Raw genomic sequence first — 18,640 nt, 5'->3', positions numbered from 1 at the left:
AAGCCAAAGTGTTGCTCTTATTACACTATCAATCATGGTTTACCCCATGAAGCTGGTTATCATATGAATACAAGATAACGCCTTGATGAAGTGCATTTGACACTTCAAGTTGCAATACATTTCCTTGTATTACTTTAGTTTTATAACCATTCACAACATGTAAAAAGTTGTATAAGCCAGTAACACAGCCTAATTCCCCTGTAAATAATGCACTTTGGCAAATGCTTGTTTTGTCATCAACATATCCTGCCAATTGATAATAGGAATCAAGCCACGCGTTTTGTAATGTTTCGTCTCCATTACCTGGTAGATATAAATGGGAAAGTCTATCGGGTGCTATTTGTTGTTCATTATCTTCTGTATTTTCTGCAAAATAATGAACGCTATCAGTAAATAACTGCGTAACGGCTAAATTTTGTTGTTTACTTGGCGCCACACTATTTTGTATAAAGTCGATTGATATTCCCGTATCAGCTGGCGATATTTGCGTAACAACAATCCCCTCTGAAGGAATGATACCTTGTTCACTTGTTGCCGATACCAAAATGTTATTAGTGATTAAATTAACGACATCGTGATATAGCGTATCAACAGCAATAAATAAGATTGTCTTTGCCTTTTCGCTTTCAAACAAAGTTTTAGCGGCAGCTAAGGCAATAGGAAAAGCCGCTCGGCCAAAAGGAAATAATTGACTTTGTGGGTGACTAAATAATTGCGGTAATGCCTGTTGTAATTTTTTAGCAAAATAAGCCAAGGTATTTTCATTATTTATTGCTGTATTACTCGCATCAATTGCATTATCAAATGACTCTGTAAACTCTGGCAATAACCAAAGTACAGGAATATCTAAAGGAAGTGATAACCCTAATTGTTCTACTTGTAGATTTAACTGTTTGATTAGATGAATACAACGGGTTACTTTATTTTCATTAAGGCTATCTTCATTCGCATAACTGTCACTTGAATTACTTTTAAGTGAAGAACAAAAATAATTCACATACTGTTTATCATTAATAGTGAACGATGATTCTTCAGGCGGAACAAGCGGTAAGTTTAACGCATGTTCAGTGCTTGCTTTTGCCCCAATAAGAACATGACTATTATGTAGCTTTACTTTCATCAGCCAATATCCAACGCATTCGGGTGCTGAATAAAAGGCTTACCACACCATTGAAGTTTATATAACATAGCGACACGTCGATGCCATTGACTACCCGATAACAAAATTTCTTCTACTGACTGTGCTGTTAACACCGTACCATTTAATATTCGTTTATCATTATTGTCATAGTCATGATCAAAAGTTAACCCCAAAAAGGACATGCCTTGTTGCCATGCATAAAGTATTTTTGCTCCGTAGTAGCGTAAATCTATTTTTCGTTCGTCAATATCGCTATTAAATTGCACAGCTAACGGAATTAATGCATCTAACTTGTTGCCCAATAATATCCGTAGTGCTTGATAAGCCGATAATACAAAGTCTTCTAGTTGTAAATATTGCGCAAGGAAAGGGATAAATTTGACATAACCGCTTATACCCATGGCATGAGTAATGTAAGGAATAAAGGCTTCATCAGCACTAAGCTGGTTCACTAACTGTGTTATTTCATGTTCATTGAGTGAGCAAATATACACATCAAACAACGTACTATGCATATAATCATTCTGTATAAACTGCTGGGTTATTGCTTGTACATCAAACTGATTATTTGCCCTTAGCTCTGTACCTAACTCTGCTCTTAATTCTGTACTCAGACAATTTGATAATACATCGATAGTTAGCCAATTTATTACCGATAAATTATTATTGTTATGTCTGTCGTTCCTATTTTTATACTTAGGTATCATTTCGTTTAAATAATCATTGAGTGTTTTACGATAATACAAATGAAATAATACTTGCTGAATAAACGCTTGTTGATGCAAACATTCATTGGATTTTGTCGTGAGAATATATTGGGTTGCCTGAGTAAAATCTAGCGTAATGATCAACTTATCACCAAGCAGTTTTGCAACAGCTAATACCAGAGATTGTAATTGCGGTTGTGCGCTATTTAAATAACGTGGTAATAATTGTTTTTGTAAGCTTGGCTCTAACATTAATTTCAGCGCTATAACTAGCGCAAGCTCATCGTCACTGTAATAATGTTCAGCATTGATATGCGTGATGATTTGTTCAACATTTTGGGCACTAAGAATACATTGGTTATTATTTTCATACTGAATTAATCGAGCAATTGTTAGTAATTTTTGTGTATTATTAACCATATTGTCTTTATAACAGCAAAAATTAAAACTCAAAACATTTCGTTGAGCCATTAATTGAGCTAGTTGCACAGTTAATTCATCCATAAGACTATTTACTTAACACAAGAGTAATGTACCGTTTAATTGGTTATGCTCTTGAAATCCTTTTTTAATTTATTCAATTTATTTATCTAATATAGGTTACCCAATTAACACCGTTGGATTACCCACCACAATTGACCCACCATGAGCAGTACCATCACCTAAACGAGCAGCAGGCTTTCCATTAATTTTTACAGTACTTGACCCCCCAGTAATAGTGTCGGGTGGCCCAACACAAACGAGCTTATCGCCCTTTCTTGCTGCGGGTAAACTGCCAATTAACACATTGGGTGAACCTGCCACAATAGGACCACCCACATGAGGAATAGGTGGGGTTCCTGGATTGACCTTAGGGCAAACATGCATATGCGTGATAGTAGAAGCTGGCATTCCCATTTTATCTTCCTTTTAATTGGTTTGAGGTAAAGTACATTCTAAAATTTATGGTAACTTGATATTGAGTGAAACAAGCTAATTATTAAGACTCACTTAACGGAATTATTAACAAGTTTCCAATAAATAATTCATGTGCAATCCACTTTATCGATTTAGCTAAACTTTGTGTAGAATGCTGGTAATCATCATGTGCAAGGTAATGGAAAATTTGGTCAATAATATTTTCTTTGTTTTTCCACGGGTGTAAATTTCTTAAAAATTGTTCACCATACGTACTACTCACTAAAAATTCTTTTAATGATGCCTTTAATAAAGGATCATCTGGCTTATCTTCAGGACGACAAACCAAATAATGGTAACCAAACTGACATATAACATAATGCCCTTTGCAAAAACGACCTGAACGACCTACATTAGGGTATTGATAAGCTTCCATTATTAATTCAACTTAATTTGAGGAGCTTTCATAGTGATACTTGTACCGTTAACTTTTATATCGGTTCCTTGAACTTTGATATTAGTCCCTTTAATGGTAATAGAACCATCACTAGTCATTTTGATTGAAGCACCACCTGTTTTAAATTCTATTTCGCTACCGGCTGTCATTTTAAGAATATTACCAACGTCTAACGTGTCATTATTGGCAATAGTCGTTAGTCTGTCATTGTCAATTGTATCTTTTTGATCATGCTTAACTTTTAGTTCATGGTCTTTTTCGGCTTGAAAAAATAAGAGTTCTTTACCTTTGTCATCTTCAAAGCGAACTTCATTAAAGTTATCTGCCCCACCATTTTTAGTACTGTGCGATTTGATGCCACTTTGCGTTTTTTTAGCAGGTAATGCATACGGAGGCATTAAATCAGCATTATAAATAGCACCACTAATAATAGGTTGATCGGGATCACCATTAATAAATTCAACTAACACTTCTTGGCCGACACGAGGAAAAAAGAATGCGCCCCATTTATTGCCCGCCCAGTTTTGAGCAACACGGATCCAACAAGAGCTTTTACTGTCATATGCACCTTCACGATCCCAGTGAAATTGCACTTTAACTCGACCATATTTGTCAATGTGTTGTTCGTCACCAGGATCACCAGTAACAACTGCTGTTTGCACACCGTTTATCAACGGTTTGTTAAGCGATATGGTAGGTCTGTATGGCGTATCTTTAGGTACACATTCAAAATCATTAGTAAAAACATTATCAGACGCCGATTGATTGGCACCCGATTGATTGGGCTGTGTTGCATTGGTTCGAATTGCTGTTAATAAATACGTTTTACCCTTATAACTGCTGTCTTCATGATCTTCAAAAGTAAATAATTTACCGATACTAAAACTACGGCAATCCCCTTGACCAGAGCACTTATGCATGTCTTTTTGTAATGCTTCTAACTGGGTATTAGCATAGGGTTGTGGACGTTTGTTAAATTCTGATTCGCCTAAATAGTCAAATATTTCCAAACTACCTTGCGCTGGTAAACTTGCGGTTACTTTATTGCCACTTGGAAAAAGTGTCGGTTGTTCAAAATCATAACCTTTTTGTTGGTATGCTCCACTAACCATACTCAAACCACCTTGCCAATGCGACACATGGGGTTTGGAAAGATGTCCTGAAAAACATCTAACTTTTGCTTCAGCACATTTTTTATAAGCGGTGATATCATCAGCTAAAACTAAAGTGTGTGCTGAGCTACTATGTTCAAAAAAGTAAAAAATACCTTCTTGTTGTAATAAGCGCGCAACAAAATCTAAATCAGACTCTTGGTATTGCACACAGTATTCGTATTTGGGATAAGATTTGGTAGTTTTATCTTGAAAAGCAACACTGTGCTGTCCAAAAAGATCTGCCACTATATCAATCACTGATAAGTTTTGGTAAATACGGCAGTTACTTCTTTTTTTCATAAACGCAGCTGTTGGCACAATAACAGCTTGGTAATCAATATAATCTGCAGCATCATCAGGTGCTGATGTGCGCATACCCGTTGACTCTAGATGGCTAACAACACCATGGTAATAACGAATAGCACCACCACTTTCAGCATTTCTTAACGAAACGCAAACATTTTTGCCCACTAAGCCATCAAGTGAAATAGTTGTACCGACAGTAAACATAGAAACTGTAAAAGAATACAGTTGTGAAATAGCCTCGGTGGCACAAAGATGTGTTAAATAAAGGGTATCTTTACCTAAGGGTGTAGAGATAGAGATAATATTATTTTTTTGGGTAGCTTTTTGCATTCCTTGCCTCAATAATCAAAAATAACCTTAAGGGATGAATCCCTTAAGGTTTAGGTAACAAAAAAAATTACATTTGTTGACCTTTAACGCCACTGTAGCCGTATCTAAGCGCAGCAGTAATGTTGTTTTTGTCGTCTGTTGGTGTAACAGCCATCATCATTTCAGTGTAACTAATAGTGATAGTTTCAACTGGACGATCACCCTGAATTGAAACACTATAGCTAGAAATCATTGCATCAGTTAATTCAATTTGCATGATTTCTTCAATTTTATCACCTTGCTTAGTGATATAAAAAATTGCTTTTTTACCTTTACCTATAGTTGCTTCTTCAAATAAATACGTTGATGCATTATCTTGAAGTTTAGTGATTGTTACATCACCAAGACGTGTTGCGCTAGCTTCACGATCTTGTGCTGTACCAGTATATGAAGAAAGTTCACGGCTAACATTCCAATCAACAGAAAGTACAGTAATTTTGTCTTTGTATCCTTCAGCCGTTGTTTCGCCTTTAATTCCTTCGTAGTCCAAATATGTATTTGCTTGCATTATTAATGCTCCTTTTGCATGTATTGTATCCATTAATGGATAGGCTATTTTTAATTTAATTAAACATTAAATTAAATTTTATAGAATATAAAAATCTACACTCTATTTTATAAAAAAACTCATTCTTATCGACTTAACTGCACATAAAAAATTTGTTTATAAAATAGCTGAATTATCACCAAATAAAAAAAGATTATACTCAAAAAAAACAACATAGCAACCACAAAATTAAAACAATTTCAATATAAATCAACAGCTTATAAAAAATAAAATTATACAAATGTCTTCCTTAATAATAAGGAAGACATCATAAAAATATTATTTTGATTGTTATATTTTAAACTTTATAAGTGAATTCATCTTCCTTAACATTAATATTCACATTGGTCGTTTTCTTATCACTAGTCATCTTATTCAAAATTTTAATCGACAATTCAGGTAACATAATATTTTGCAAAATATTATGTATATTACGTGCTCCTGATCCAGCGTCTTGACATAGTGAAACTATTTTTTTCACTACATCATCACTATACGTAAATTTAGCTTGATGGTGATTAGTAAGTCTTACACCAATTCTTGCCAATTGAAGTTTAGTTATTTGATTGAGCATCTCGTCAGACAGTGGAACATAAGGTACAACATTTATACGTCCTAAAAACGCTGGTTTGAAATATGTCAATAAGTCATCTTGTAATGCTTTACGTAAACCAGTGATAGATGGTGCTGTATTTTCATCTTCAAATAACGTCATTGTTGTGTCTGTACCCGCATTTGAGGTCATGATAATAATGGTATTTTTGAAATCAATATCTCTACCCTCACCATCTTTGATCGTTCCTTTATCAAATACTTGATAAAAAATATCTTGCACTCCTGGATGAGCCTTCTCCATTTCATCTAATAAAATAACACTGTAAGGTTTACGGCGTACCGCTTCAGTGAGTACTCCACCCTCACCATAACCTACATAGCCTGGAGGAGAACCAAGTAATAAGGATACTTTATGTTCTTCTTTAAACTCAGACATGTTGATAACAGTTATATTCTCTTCACTTCCGTACACTTGCTCGGCTAGTGTCAGTGCAGTTTCAGTTTTACCTACTCCACTTGGCCCTGCAAGTAAAAAGACACCAATAGGACGTTTTTCATCTCCTAATTGTGCTCTTGATATTTGTACTGTTTTAGCAATAAGATCCAGTGCATGAGGTTGGCCAATAATTCTTTTTTCCATGGTGTCTTTTAACGACAAAACCATGTCAATTTCATCGTTTTGCATTTTACCGACCGGAATACCTGTCCAATCAGAAATAACCTCAGCAACCAGCTGTTCATCAACTTGCCAGTGCACCATCGGCTGTAGGTTTTTAGATAATTTATCCTTTAATTTATTCAACTCTTTTAACTTGCCATCACAATCAACAACGTCATCGTGCTGTAATTCTGTCACTAGTGTTGCAACGTTTTTCACAAGTTCAAGTTCATCTTGCCATTGCTTTGTTAAAGGGAGTAATGCTTGTTGAGTTTCTTTTAAGGTTTTACTCAGTTCTTGCAATTGCTTTTTATGGTTTGCACCTGTTTTGACTTCTCGTTTTAACAAGTTTATTTGCGCTTGAATTTGTTGTTCTGTTCGTTGTAAATTTTCTACAGCACCAGGAGTAGAGCCCTGGCTCATCGCAACTCTTGCACAAGCCGTATCAAGTAAACTCACGGCTTTATCTGGCAATTGTCGACCGGTTATATATCGATGAGATAAGCTGACAGAAGCACGGAGCGCTTGATCAGATATGATAATTTTGTGGTGACTTTCCATGACAGGTAATAAACCACGCATCATAACTATGGCTTGCTTCTCTGTTGGTTCTTCAATTTTAACCACTTGAAAACGGCGTGTTAATGCAGCATCTTTTTCAAAGTATTTTTTATACTCGGCCCAAGTCGTGGCCGCTATCATTCTCAACTCACCTCGCGCAAGTGCGGGTTTCAGTAGATTAGCGGCATCATTTTGTCCTGCTTGTCCACCGCTACCTATCATGGTATGCGCTTCATCAATAAATAAAACAATAGGATTTATCGAATTTTTAACTTCATTTATAAGTGATTTCAAACGGTTTTCGAATTCACCTTTCATACCTGCACCTGCTTGTAACAATGCTAGGTCTAATACATGAACGCGTACTTTTTTTAATGCTTTAGGTACATCTTGTTGTGATATTTTAAGCGCTAATCCTTCAACTACAGCTGTTTTACCAACCCCTGCTTCCCCAGTCAAAATGGGATTATTTTGTCGGCGGCGAGTTAAAATATCTATCATCTGCCTAATTTCATTATCACGCCCTAAAATAGGATCAATTTTACCTAATTCCGCTTGTGCCGTTAAATCTTGCGTGTATTGATCTAAACTCGGTGTTTTGGTTGTTTTAGTTACCCTAGCATCATTGTTAGATTGGTTATCACCTGTTGATTCACTTGATTGATTTGAAAGTTGTGGCCAAGCATGAAGTAACTGTCCCGCATCAATTTTTAGTAGCTGTTTCGCGGAGCGAGAAATAAGTACACTTAATGAATCATTATTTAATAACGTATAAATAATATAAGCTGTGCGGATAGAATTATCATTAAATTCGATCGTAGTATTAAGCCAAGTTTGGCTTAATAAGTTAACAATATGTGGGGATAAACTGGGGGCAGCGCTATTACCTGTTTTTAATTTTTCTAAACCTTGTTGTAGCTCTTTTATTAACAAAGTACGATCAACAGAAAAACTGGCCATGATGAGTCTTAAGTCATCCGATTCCTTTTCAAGTAAAGCAAGTAACCAATGCTCTATTTCTACAGTAAATTGACTTCTGCTATGACAAATACTTGCAGCAGCCTCTAGTGACTGCCTACAATCTGGTGTTAGTTTTTCTACGAGTTTACTTAAGGTCATTGCTGACATATTCGTTAGTCCCTTATTTTTTCATTTTCTTATAATTCAATTTGTTATAGTGTAATTATCTAACTACAACGGTAATAAGCACATTTTTAATTCTGTATTCTTTTTTGATAATAAACCACACCCATGTCCTAGCGGTACAGCGGCTTTAGAAAATTGAGCCATTGGAATTTGCCTAGTTTGTATTTCCAGGTGTAATTTAAATTTCATAGCAATACCTAAATAACTCTTTATCAAACTCTTTAACAAGCGACTTGTTTCTTGTCCCGGTAAAAATGAACGTATTGGTGTATCAGTTCTCGGTTTGATAACAATCGCTATACCCGCATTGATATCCCATACTTTACTGCCAATGGTGGCATCAACCCCAAAGGCTGCAAACTGCCCCTCAGGAGATTTTCTACCCCCTAAACGTGTTTGATCAGTAATTGATAATTTCTGCCATCGACCTTGAAATTGTTTAATCGTCACGTCACATTGCGTAAAATCTTTTAAAATCAATGTTAGACCATCAATGGTTCTAATTTTCTTATTAAATAAACCAGCGTAATATTGTTTTATTGCTTGTTCACCAGACAGTTTTTTTAACACTGAGGTAAAGCTGTCAGGGTTATTCTGTAAATTATTTTGATAATTTACAGAAAATCTATATTTTTCCCAGGCACGATAAAAGAGTGAAATAAGACGGTGATTGAATAAATCATAAAAATCACGCATGCCCGTATCTTTTAATTTAAGCCTTTCTAACACTAATTCACTATAATGTTGCGGCAATGCGCCACTTATACCCGTTAGCCCCATAAAAGAAACATGCATATCTACAGCAACTTTATCCTTATCGTGACTATCTTTTAGCTTAATTTTACTAATAGATTGACCAGGAAAACCTAAATGTTGATCAGCCTTAAATCTAATAAGCTCACTTTTGGGTATACCGTCATGCCCCACTTTATTGTGTTTAGACTTCTTTGAATTCAATTGCTGCTGCAAAATGAATACAGCTTTATAAAAGTCATGTTCATTTGGGTTATCTATCAGTGATTGAATACTCATATTTTAATACTCATACTCTTTAATCATTCTCTTTAATCATTCTCTTTAATCATTCTCTTTAATCATAGTAACGGTGCCTTGCCTGCTCTACTTGGCCAAGTATGATATATGCCGTCTTGATTATTAAATTGAACACTTAATCTTGTAAAACTATTAATAGCCGCAAATTGCGCAAAGAAACGGTCTAATACTGTGCAAAAGAAAAACACGCCACTACCTAAATAATGATCTTTAGCAAACGTAAGTAGAATGTCATTACCCGTACTAAAACCAACTAAACCACGTTGATTTACTCTTGCTGTTGCCGTTTTAATATCAATGGCAATAATGTTTTCTATTAACGTTTTGTTTTCAGGCGAGCACCTAAAGTCATAAAGTTTTAAAACTTCTTTTAACTGATGTAGTGCGTTTTCACCACTAAAACTATCAAGTGATAAATGACTGATCAGTTGCCATCTTGATGCTTCATTTAAGGCAGCTCTAACGGGTAATGTGGGTGCTAATAAACATTTAACCTTTTTAATAATATCAGCCCTATCGGGAATAAACATTTTAGGTTCATCAGTACCAAAAGGTAAATGTGCCGGTAAATTTCGATTACTACATTCTGCTCTTATACTTAATAACCATGAGCCATAATCCTCTTGCGCATTAAAACCTTTAAATTGATGGTCAACTAACGATAAGTATAAATCTGTACCAAATTCAGCATAACCACCAGCCCAATTAGCAGCTTCGCGACGGGCATTCCAAAATAGTCGATCTTGATCAAGGTATGCTGGATGCGTTTCACCATAAAAAGGTGTCACGGTCGTTTTATTGTCTTTTGGATCAAAAGCAACCACTTCTTGAATATTTATTATTTCAGCGACTTCAGCATCAAGATACCTAGGAGAGAGTTTGTATTCATATTCAGAAGACTCGATACGAACAGGTTCAAGCTCTTGTTCGAATACATTAATTACTGGCGTACAACCTAATAAAAAGTTATTCACGTTAACTTGCTTTTCGAGATCCTCAGAGCCTTCTTTTAAATAGACGAAAATTTCAAATTTATCATCAATATTCACCCACTTTTTATCTAGATCATCAATATCAAAAAATAGGAATTTTTCCGGAAAAATAAAATTTTCAACCAATAACCGAAAGCCAGATAAGGTTTTTTTACTATAGGGTACTACCTGATGTTCATCATCGAAACCAACCGCTTTAAGGTGTCTTTTCTCTAAATATTTAACTGTTGACCAGTCACCATTTTTTACAATGGCAAGCCCGACACAATGTTGGAATAACAATTGATATAAATAATAGGTTTGATGTGCTTGACCATTTAGGAAAAATCTTAATTTATTAAGCCCTAATGTCGCCATCGTGACATCTTCAAACTCACCTTGTATTGAAAGTTTTATGATTGCTTTTGGCCGTGTATTCCATATAGGCTCAGGGGCATTGAATGGCGCATTTTGGAATTGAGCACCAACAACTTCAATCGGCCACAAATAACTGTCATAACATGTTTTAAAGTGACATGTTTTCATCCCATCTACTTGTGTATCCACCTTGGTATTTTGTGGAAGTAAAACCCCCGTAGTTGATACATTTTCGGTGACCATTTTAATCACTGTCATTGATGGAACAGGTGCTTGATAATCAGGATAAAGCTGTCCTAATAGTGCTTCAGTTAACTCAGGAAAACTGTCATCAAGCTTTTGTCTAATCTGTGCTGTTAATAATGAAAAAGCCTCAATTAAACGTGAGACATGCGGATCTTCAACATGTTCATCGCTTAAACGTAATCGCCCTGCTAGCTTAGGGTAATTTGTCGCAAACTCTGATCCCATATGACGGATAAAAGCGAGTTCTCTATTGTAATATTTCAATAAATCTTCATTCATTACATAGTCTCAACTACTTTTAGCCCTAAATTTACTGGCTCTACTTCTGAGTCAAAGGTGATATATTCTGGTTCAGGGTCAGCATAAAGCAACGCATTTATCCGCAATCTCATTATACGGTCTAAGGGTTGTTCACTATCTATCGCTTCAACATCAACCTCAATAAAGCGAGGCTCAAAACGTCTAATAGCTTCAGCAACCTGTTGGCATAAAAGTTTCCTACCTTCAAGACTGGCAACAGCCATACTCGAAAAATCGCGCAGGCCATAATTAAGTAGGGAATGATCTAGTTCTTTATAGTTTTCAGGCCATGTTAACCAAGGTACTTTAGCATTAAGCAAGTTTTCGAGGTCGCGCCTGACATTCGCCCGTAATTGTTTTAAATTAAGGCCTTTATTAGATTCTTTAATATCTGGAGTTTGGGGAGAGTCATCTATAAGCCTATCTAAAACAGAGGCTTGAATGAACTGTTGCTTATTTATACGCACGCACTTTCCATAATATCTTCCATAATACTTATAACGTAACCCCTAATTATTTGCAGAAATATTTCTCAAACTTAAGTTTACGTTTATCCAATAGTCTATATCCGTTTAACAATGATCATTCTACGTATAAAATAACTAAATGTTAAGCATAATTTTCTATTTTAAGTAAAAAAATTTAATGCTGTTTTTATCAATTAAAACGGCATTAAAATCTTAAATAAATTGGGTAGTGTTTTATACTTTCAATAATCGCCTAACTTGCTAATTTAATAAAATTAGATAGTGGTACCGCTTGATCATTAACAAACCACATTTTTTGACCAAGACCCACCATGACATCAGGTACAGTTTCTTGCCAATCAGTTTCTCTACCTAACTTTTCAGCATCGGTAATACTATTAGCATAAACTAATGGAATATGTGCTTCACCACTTGGCCCATCTTTTATGCTGAGTTCAACACGACGCCATACTTGTTCAATAAGCGAACTTACGGGTTTAAAATAGATATATTCAATATCTTTTATTTGTGCAATATAATATTTTCCATCGGTACCAAATATCTCAATAAATCCGCCAAGAGAATCGTCTAAATCTCTAAACTCTTTTACGCTTTCACCGTTTAACTCTACTGTGGTTTCTGGTCTTTCTTCTTCAAGAGCTAAGACACTTTTGGTTATACTTTGTTGGTCACCTTGTTTCATTTCAACTCGCAACTTCATGAAAGCTTCAATATGCGCGTCTGATGGAGTGAATAAATGGGGTACTGATTTACCAATCAAAAAGTCTTGTCGACTTTGTTCTGCAAGAATTAGCTGTCTTAAATTAGCTGCACCAATTAAAAAGTCTGGGTGTTTTTGTACCATATAATTAAGTTGTTTATCTGCTCGTTCCAGCTCTCCATTAATACAAAGTAATTCGATAAAACTACTTTTCAAATCAACGTTAAGTGGATCATCTCTCAATTGAACTTCTAGGTATGTAATGCAATCAGATAATCTCGCTTCTTGCAGCATTTCTTGTATTTTTTTCATTTTAATTCCTTTTGAAAGTTAATTTTTAGGTGTTAACTCTGTCACTAGTTTTATACTTGAGATCATTTGATCTAACTGAAAATGGGGTTGCAATTGAATAGTTGAATAAAAATGTCCTGGTTTACCTCGCATTTCTTTTACTTGTACTTGTGCTGTTTTCAATGGATATTTACTTCGAACAGCATCCGAAGCAGATTCTGATGCTGTCGTATATTGAAAAAGCCACTTTTGTAACTCACGTTCACAGAGATCCGCATTTCTGTATGTACCAATTTTTTCACGACCAATTGCTTTTATATAATGAGCAAATCGAGAAACACATAAAATGTATTGCAGCATGCATGATAACTTTGCATTAACAGTTGCTGACAGTGAATCGTATTCAATAGGCTTCTGGGTTGAAGCATTACTATAAAATACCAAATGTTCAGTGCCAGAAACCGCTGATAAGGGAATAAAACCGTTATCTGATAACATTTTTTCTGCGCGATCACTAATAAGAAGATTAATAGAAGGTTTGCTTCTACCTCGATATAAATCGGTTTCATATTGGCAAACTGGTAGGTCACACACTAAACCTTTACTTTTTTGACCTGGTTGCATTCCTCTAATTTGCCCGAACCAAGCAGATTCAGCAAAAGCACGAATTAGTACACCACCAAAGGCAAAAGCAGCATTTCCCCATAGATGATCTTTTTGCGGATTTTTAATCACTTCCGAAAACCGAAAAGCTTCATTTCGACTACCATCGTTTTTGTACGGAGCCCTCATCAGGATATAAGGCAAAGTGAGTCCTAAAAATCGGGCGTCATCCATTTCTCTTAACGAATTCCACTTTGTGTATTCAATTTGGTTAAATGTATAGGTAAAATCTATATGTGATGCTAAATCAGAAAATTTATCTGCACCAAAAAAAGAAGGTGCTGCTGACGTAATAAAAGGTGAAAAAGCAGCTGCTGCAGTACGAGTAATTTCTTTAAGAACGTCCATATCATTTATCAGTGTACCCTTTCTATTTTGATGAGATATTTGATAATTACCAATTAATACCCCGAAAGGTTCACCGCCTGACATATCGTATTCGTTGTTATAAACAAGTTTAAAAAATTCACTTTGGTCGAATTCTATCGCCTTATTTATATCTTTACTTAGTGTTGTCCAACTACAATCAAGTACTTTTATTTTAACTTTTTGATTTTTATCGTTGTTTTCTTTCTGATTAACTAAATATAAAACACCACGCCAACCTGATTCAAGTGCTTGAAATTCACTATGGTGGATGATGCAATTAATTTGTTTGGATAGCTTTTTATCAATATCTGATATTGCTTTGCGAAGCAGTGAAAGGATACTGATCTTTTTCATGTTATTAATGTTATAGCCAGAATTTTCTAGCCATAACATTAATGATTTTTTTAAGTCTGTTTCACGTAAAAAGCGGTCAACTAAATGTTTACTTTGTAACTGTTGAGCTGAAGAGTATGTGGTTTCAGTATCAACCTGTTTGGTAAATACTTCATGTTCCACAAATGAAATAGCTTCCTGCTGCATAATGCTTGTATGTCCTTTAACCTGTCAGCTCAATAGTCTACGTGTTAACCAATACTTGGAATTTTAGCAACTAAACGTAAAGAAGCAGTTAACTCTTCCATTTGCAACCATGGACGTAACCAAGCAACGGCATTATATGCACCTGGTTGACCGGGTATTTCTTTAACCTCAACTTTTGCATCAGCCAAAGGATATTTAGCTCTAATTTCTTGACCACCTCCTTCTGACGCATTAACAAACGTTAAAATCCAACGGTTTAACCAAGCTTCTACATCGTCTGCTTCCATAAAGCTACCAATTTTATCTCTTGCCATTACTTTTAAATAATGAGCAAAACGTGATGTTGCCATTAAATAAGGAAGACGTGCAGAAATTGCGGCATTTGCCGTCGCATCATGACTATCAAATACTTGCGGTTTTTGACAGCTTTGTGAGCCAAAAAATACCGCATAATCAGTATGTTTATAATGGCATAAAGGTAAGAATCCAAGTTTACTTAATTCCGCTTCACGTCGATCAGTAATACCAATTTCTGTCGGGCATTTAAGATCTGGATCACCATCATCACTGGTAAATATATGCGCAGGTAAACCTTCAACTTTACCACCGCCCTCAGCACCTCTAATTGCAGTACAAAAACCATACTTGCTAAATGCTTTGCCCATGTTTGTTGCCATAACATAGGAAGCATTCATCCAACAGTAATTGCCATGGTCTGCTGTTTTCGAACGAGTTTGTGCATCATCCAATTCTAATTCTTCATAGCGAAATTCTTCCACAGGCAGAGTTGATTGACCATAAGGTAATCTTGCTAATACTCTTGGCATGGTTAAAGTAACAAAACGAGAGTCATCACTGTCTCTAAATGAGCGCCACTTAGTATACTCTAATGATTCAAATACTTTCTCTAAATCACGTGGTTTGCTAAGTTCTGTCCAGTCATCAAAACCGAATAAAGATGAACCAGACGCCGAAATAAATGGGCAAAAACCAGCAGCAGCAACATTTGACATTAGCGATAACGTTTCTACATCTGCAGGGTGATTACTAAATTCATAATCACCTACAATGCATCCATAAGGTTCACCACCGGGGGTACCAAACTCAGCTTCGTATATTTTTTTAAACGTTTGGCTTTGATCAAACTCAACCGCTTTACTTAAATCTTTATGTAGTTCTTTTTTACTTAAACTCATAATACGCACTTTTAACGTTGCATTTGTTTCTAAGTTTTGAACCGTGTGATTAAGCCCACGCCAACTTCCTTCAAGTTTTTGAAATTCATCATTATGCATAATAGCAGCAAGTTGCTTTGAAATAGTTTCATCAATAGCTTGAATAGCTTGGTTAAAGGTAACGGTAAGGTTTTTATTCCATTGTACCGTACCTTTGAGTGCTTCCTCTGTTAAGGAGCGAATCAACTCTTCAGCACGAGATGATTCCGTTTGTTTAGTCGCATCAATCGCTTGGTCCAAAAGAGAAAAACTGACTTCTTCAGTTGATTGTTGTAATGCTTCAGCTTCCGTACTCATTATTCTGCTCCCTGAATATCTAATTCTTTAGCCAATTTATCTAAACTAGCCGTATTACTTAATACATCTTCTAAAATATTTTCTAAGTCTTCAGACCGATCAACTTTAGTCATCAAATCTCGTAACTTATTACGTGTTTCCATCATTTTTTTAAGTGGATCAACCTGATTAACAATTGCCGCAGGTTCAAAATCATTCAGCGATTTAAAGTCTAAAGACACCTTCAATTGTGTGTCATCATCCGCTAACGTATTGTCAACCGCAATATCTAACTTCGGGTTCATACGATTTAACACATCATCAAAATTATCACGGTCTATTTGAACAAAACGGCGATCCTTCAACGGTTTCAAATCTTTAGTATTATGGCCCGAAAAATCACCTGTAATACCAATGACAAAAGGCAATTCTTTTTTAACAATAGCACCTTCAGTTTCTACGTCGTATGTAATGTGAACTCTAGGTTTTCTAACTCTTTTTAATTTATCATGTATACTCATGAGATCTCCTTTCAAATATTAAATTACGCAGTGTAGTACCGCTTGAGTGTTATATTTCTGTTTCAGTTTCTGTTTTTATGCCTGATAATTTGAAAAAGCCATTTCTCGCTTCTCCGTCTTGAATAAGCTCTTGTAACAATTCGGGGAGACTTAAGTCACTCCAGCGAATAACTTGTTCAATCGCATACGACATTGGTGAATGAGGTTCTGTTTTGCGAAAAAAATCGGCAATAGTGCCCAAGTTTTGAATGGCTTTTTCTCTTGAGTTGATGTGTTGGTTGACACCTTGTTCTGTCACAGGATTGTCATCGTTCTGAGCAGTATTTTCCGTTTGTTCTTCAACTTCATTATCTGACGCTTTTTTAAGTATTTTTTCAGCAAGTTGTTTGACGCAAGTAGAACAAGATTGAATAGCCGTACTGATGTAACTGGTTGGTTGAGGTTCCCCACCCATGGCTAAATCCATGACCTTAGATAAACGATTAAATGCTGATATTGAGGCTTCAATATCAGCATTTAATTCTATAAAGAAACTATCTGGCGTTTCTTTTATTGCAATACTAACATCCTCTAAAGCTACAGCCCCAGATTCAAATTTTTTGATTTGTTTGTCTTTATCTAAACGATCAACTTCTAAGGCTTGTTCGTATTGCCAAGTAGAAAATGGCCCTTCTGACTGACCTTCAATAATTAAAATAGCTTTAATTGGTTGTATTAATGAGCCTTCGCTTTCAATACCATTTAAACCAATTAACGGTGCTAACCTTTCTGAGAGATCATTTGGATCTGGGGTTGGATATAAGTTATCCCAATAACGTTCAATAAGTTCAGCCGCGAGTGTAAAACCAAGTGCTAAGCCTTTAAAGCCTTGTAAACGGCATAGCGCTTCTATTAGCCAGGCAACAAATTCCAAATCTTTGCTCTGATTTTGTAATATATCGGGTACTTGTTCAAGAATTGGACGCCATTCAATTGCAATAGAAAGTAAATTTTCTTCGTTAACTAACGCTTTACGTTCTTTTGCCCTAGCAGTATTACGAATATCTTTTAAAAGATAATAAATAGACGTTGGAGATATATCATCTCGAGGGTTTATTCCCGTTTCGACAGCAGCATCGATAGGTTTAATAAGATCTTCAATTGTAGATATATGAATAGACAAATTTTAACTTCCTTGTATTTTCTCTAGATTCATCATCGAATCAGCTCGACAATACTAAACCAAGTGAATCAAGCATAGCAATAATTATTTTATTATTTAACCGAATTACTCACTAATTGCTTGAGTATTTAAATTAATATTTACAATCTATATTAAAAAATATCATCATAAACTTAAGTAAAAACAGGAATGGTGGCATCATTATTATTTATCGTTTTATTACTTTCGAGTGAATTATTTTTAACAAGAATACAAGTGACGTTGTCCCTAGCATTACGCACCAATGATGCATGCATTAAAGCCATACCCGCGTCAATTATATTACCTGGCTGTAATGCTTTTTCAATTTCATTATCACTCACTTCTTTATTAAGACCATCGCTACATAATAAAAAAACATCGCCAACCAAAATAGGTGCACTTTTTACATCAATATTTAAAGTATCATCAACACCAACTGCCCGCGTAATGACATTGGCTAACGGGTGACTTTCAGCTTCTTCCGCTTTTAATACACCTTCATCTACCATGTCATTCACTTGGCTGTGATCTTTAGTTATTTGCTGTAATTTATGATTCCGTAATAAATAACCACGACTATCACCTGCCCATAGCAACGTGTAATGATCATCTTTGAGCCATAAAACAACAACCGTGCTACCAACAATATTACCAGCAAACTGACTTTCGCTCATTTGTTGTAATTTAGCATTACTCTGTTGTAGTGCCTGAATTAATAACTCGGTACTGATTTGATCAACAGGATTATATTCCACAGCTTGTTGAATCGTATCAATCACAAGTTGGCTTGCAACATCACCTGCAGCATGTCCTCCCATACCATCAGCAACCACCCACACCCCCTGTTGAGGTAATTCTAAAAAAGCATCTTCATTCAATTGTCTAACGGTGCCCCGATGAGTTTGAGCATGGCTTGATAGATACATAA

16 protein-coding genes are annotated in these 18,640 nt (G+C 35.5%); all 16 read right to left on the bottom strand.

What is annotated here, in order from left to right:
• Window positions 1–28 precede the first annotated feature (28 nt).
• The 16 genes from ACE1OF_RS06055 to ACE1OF_RS05980 all read right to left on the bottom strand — a co-directional run bounded on the left by ACE1OF_RS06055 (window position 29) and on the right by ACE1OF_RS05980 (window position 18,638).
• On the bottom strand, window positions 29–1,120 hold the full coding sequence (locus tag ACE1OF_RS06055) for a hypothetical protein (protein ID WP_448893353.1): 1,092 nt from the start codon (window positions 1,118–1,120) through the stop codon (window positions 29–31).
• The gene (locus ACE1OF_RS06050) at window positions 1,120–2,352 is read right to left on the bottom strand and encodes a hypothetical protein (RefSeq protein ID WP_448893352.1); all 1,233 of its coding nucleotides are present in this window, start codon (window positions 2,350–2,352) and stop codon (window positions 1,120–1,122) included. Before ACE1OF_RS06050 ends, ACE1OF_RS06055 begins: the two co-directional genes overlap by 1 nt.
• Before the next feature lie 96 nt (window positions 2,353–2,448).
• Entirely contained in the window at window positions 2,449–2,745 is a 297-nt protein-coding gene (locus ACE1OF_RS06045; RefSeq protein ID WP_448893351.1) for a PAAR domain-containing protein, read from the bottom strand.
• Between the two features lie 82 nt (window positions 2,746–2,827).
• Window positions 2,828–3,181: a hypothetical protein gene (locus ACE1OF_RS06040; protein ID WP_448893350.1), complete on the bottom strand. Its 354-nt coding sequence runs from the start codon at window positions 3,179–3,181 to the stop codon at window positions 2,828–2,830.
• Between the two features lie 2 nt (window positions 3,182–3,183).
• On the bottom strand, window positions 3,184–4,992 hold the full coding sequence (tssI, locus tag ACE1OF_RS06035) for a type VI secretion system tip protein TssI/VgrG (RefSeq protein ID WP_448893349.1): 1,809 nt from the start codon (window positions 4,990–4,992) through the stop codon (window positions 3,184–3,186).
• A 67-nt stretch (window positions 4,993–5,059) separates the two neighbouring features.
• Window positions 5,060–5,539 (bottom strand): Hcp family type VI secretion system effector, encoded by a 480-nt coding sequence (locus ACE1OF_RS06030; RefSeq protein WP_216021911.1) that lies wholly within the window; start codon window positions 5,537–5,539, stop codon window positions 5,060–5,062.
• Between the two features lie 337 nt (window positions 5,540–5,876).
• Window positions 5,877–8,480 carry a type VI secretion system ATPase TssH gene (gene tssH, locus ACE1OF_RS06025; RefSeq protein WP_448893348.1) on the bottom strand — a complete coding sequence of 868 codons (2,604 nt, stop codon included), beginning with the start codon at window positions 8,478–8,480 and terminating at the stop codon, window positions 5,877–5,879.
• 63 nt (window positions 8,481–8,543) lie between these two features.
• Window positions 8,544–9,530, bottom strand: a complete 987-nt coding sequence (gene tssG, locus ACE1OF_RS06020) for a type VI secretion system baseplate subunit TssG (protein ID WP_448893347.1) — start codon at window positions 9,528–9,530, stop codon at window positions 8,544–8,546.
• 62 nt (window positions 9,531–9,592) lie between these two features.
• Window positions 9,593–11,425, bottom strand: coding sequence for a type VI secretion system baseplate subunit TssF (tssF, locus tag ACE1OF_RS06015; protein WP_448893346.1), 1,833 nt, complete (start codon window positions 11,423–11,425; stop codon window positions 9,593–9,595).
• The gene (gene tssE / locus ACE1OF_RS06010) at window positions 11,425–11,913 is read right to left on the bottom strand and encodes a type VI secretion system baseplate subunit TssE (RefSeq protein WP_448893345.1); all 489 of its coding nucleotides are present in this window, start codon (window positions 11,911–11,913) and stop codon (window positions 11,425–11,427) included. Before tssE ends, tssF begins: the two co-directional genes overlap by 1 nt.
• Before the next feature lie 253 nt (window positions 11,914–12,166).
• On the bottom strand, window positions 12,167–12,946 hold the full coding sequence (locus ACE1OF_RS06005) for a type VI secretion system accessory protein TagJ (protein WP_448893344.1): 780 nt from the start codon (window positions 12,944–12,946) through the stop codon (window positions 12,167–12,169).
• An 18-nt stretch (window positions 12,947–12,964) separates the two neighbouring features.
• Entirely contained in the window at window positions 12,965–14,497 is a 1,533-nt protein-coding gene (gene tssC, locus ACE1OF_RS06000; protein ID WP_448893343.1) for a type VI secretion system contractile sheath large subunit, read from the bottom strand.
• Between the two features lie 44 nt (window positions 14,498–14,541).
• Entirely contained in the window at window positions 14,542–16,029 is a 1,488-nt protein-coding gene (gene tssC, locus ACE1OF_RS05995; RefSeq protein WP_448893342.1) for a type VI secretion system contractile sheath large subunit, read from the bottom strand.
• On the bottom strand, window positions 16,029–16,529 hold the full coding sequence (gene tssB / locus ACE1OF_RS05990; RefSeq protein WP_448893341.1) for a type VI secretion system contractile sheath small subunit: 501 nt from the start codon (window positions 16,527–16,529) through the stop codon (window positions 16,029–16,031). Before tssB ends, tssC (ACE1OF_RS05995) begins: the two co-directional genes overlap by 1 nt.
• A gap of 49 nt (window positions 16,530–16,578) precedes the next feature.
• On the bottom strand, window positions 16,579–17,691 hold the full coding sequence (gene tssA / locus ACE1OF_RS05985) for a type VI secretion system protein TssA (RefSeq protein ID WP_448893340.1): 1,113 nt from the start codon (window positions 17,689–17,691) through the stop codon (window positions 16,579–16,581).
• 173 nt (window positions 17,692–17,864) lie between these two features.
• Window positions 17,865–18,638, bottom strand: a complete 774-nt coding sequence (locus tag ACE1OF_RS05980; protein WP_448893339.1) for a PP2C family protein-serine/threonine phosphatase — start codon at window positions 18,636–18,638, stop codon at window positions 17,865–17,867.
• Window positions 18,639–18,640: the final 2 nt, after the last annotated feature.

The organism is Colwellia sp. E150_009 (genome assembly GCF_053543955.1).
This window is presented reverse-complemented; position numbering and strand designations above follow the sequence as displayed.

Bases quoted from the DNA above. Each gene is read 5' to 3' on its own strand.
- tssC (WP_448893342.1), bottom strand. From the start codon at position 16,029: ATGAGTACGGAAGCTGAAGCATTACAACAATCAACTGAAGAAGTCAGT.
- ACE1OF_RS06045 (WP_448893351.1), bottom strand. From the start codon at position 2,745: ATGGGAATGCCAGCTTCTACTATCACGCATATGCATGTTTGCCCTAAG.
- tssC (WP_448893343.1), bottom strand. From the start codon at position 14,497: ATGCAGCAGGAAGCTATTTCATTTGTGGAACATGAAGTATTTACCAAA.
- ACE1OF_RS06055 (WP_448893353.1), bottom strand. From the start codon at position 1,120: ATGAAAGTAAAGCTACATAATAGTCATGTTCTTATTGGGGCAAAAGCA.
- ACE1OF_RS06050 (WP_448893352.1), bottom strand. From the start codon at position 2,352: ATGGATGAATTAACTGTGCAACTAGCTCAATTAATGGCTCAACGAAAT.
- tssI (WP_448893349.1), bottom strand. From the start codon at position 4,992: ATGCAAAAAGCTACCCAAAAAAATAATATTATCTCTATCTCTACACCC.
- tssH (WP_448893348.1), bottom strand. From the start codon at position 8,480: ATGTCAGCAATGACCTTAAGTAAACTCGTAGAAAAACTAACACCAGAT.
- tssF (WP_448893346.1), bottom strand. From the start codon at position 11,425: ATGAATGAAGATTTATTGAAATATTACAATAGAGAACTCGCTTTTATC.
- tssB (WP_448893341.1), bottom strand. From the start codon at position 16,529: ATGAGTATACATGATAAATTAAAAAGAGTTAGAAAACCTAGAGTTCAC.
- tssG (WP_448893347.1), bottom strand. From the start codon at position 9,530: ATGAGTATTCAATCACTGATAGATAACCCAAATGAACATGACTTTTAT.
- ACE1OF_RS06030 (WP_216021911.1), bottom strand. From the start codon at position 5,539: ATGCAAGCAAATACATATTTGGACTACGAAGGAATTAAAGGCGAAACA.
- ACE1OF_RS06005 (WP_448893344.1), bottom strand. From the start codon at position 12,946: ATGAAAAAAATACAAGAAATGCTGCAAGAAGCGAGATTATCTGATTGC.
- ACE1OF_RS05980 (WP_448893339.1), bottom strand. From the start codon at position 18,638: ATGTATCTATCAAGCCATGCTCAAACTCATCGGGGCACCGTTAGACAA.
- ACE1OF_RS06040 (WP_448893350.1), bottom strand. From the start codon at position 3,181: ATGGAAGCTTATCAATACCCTAATGTAGGTCGTTCAGGTCGTTTTTGC.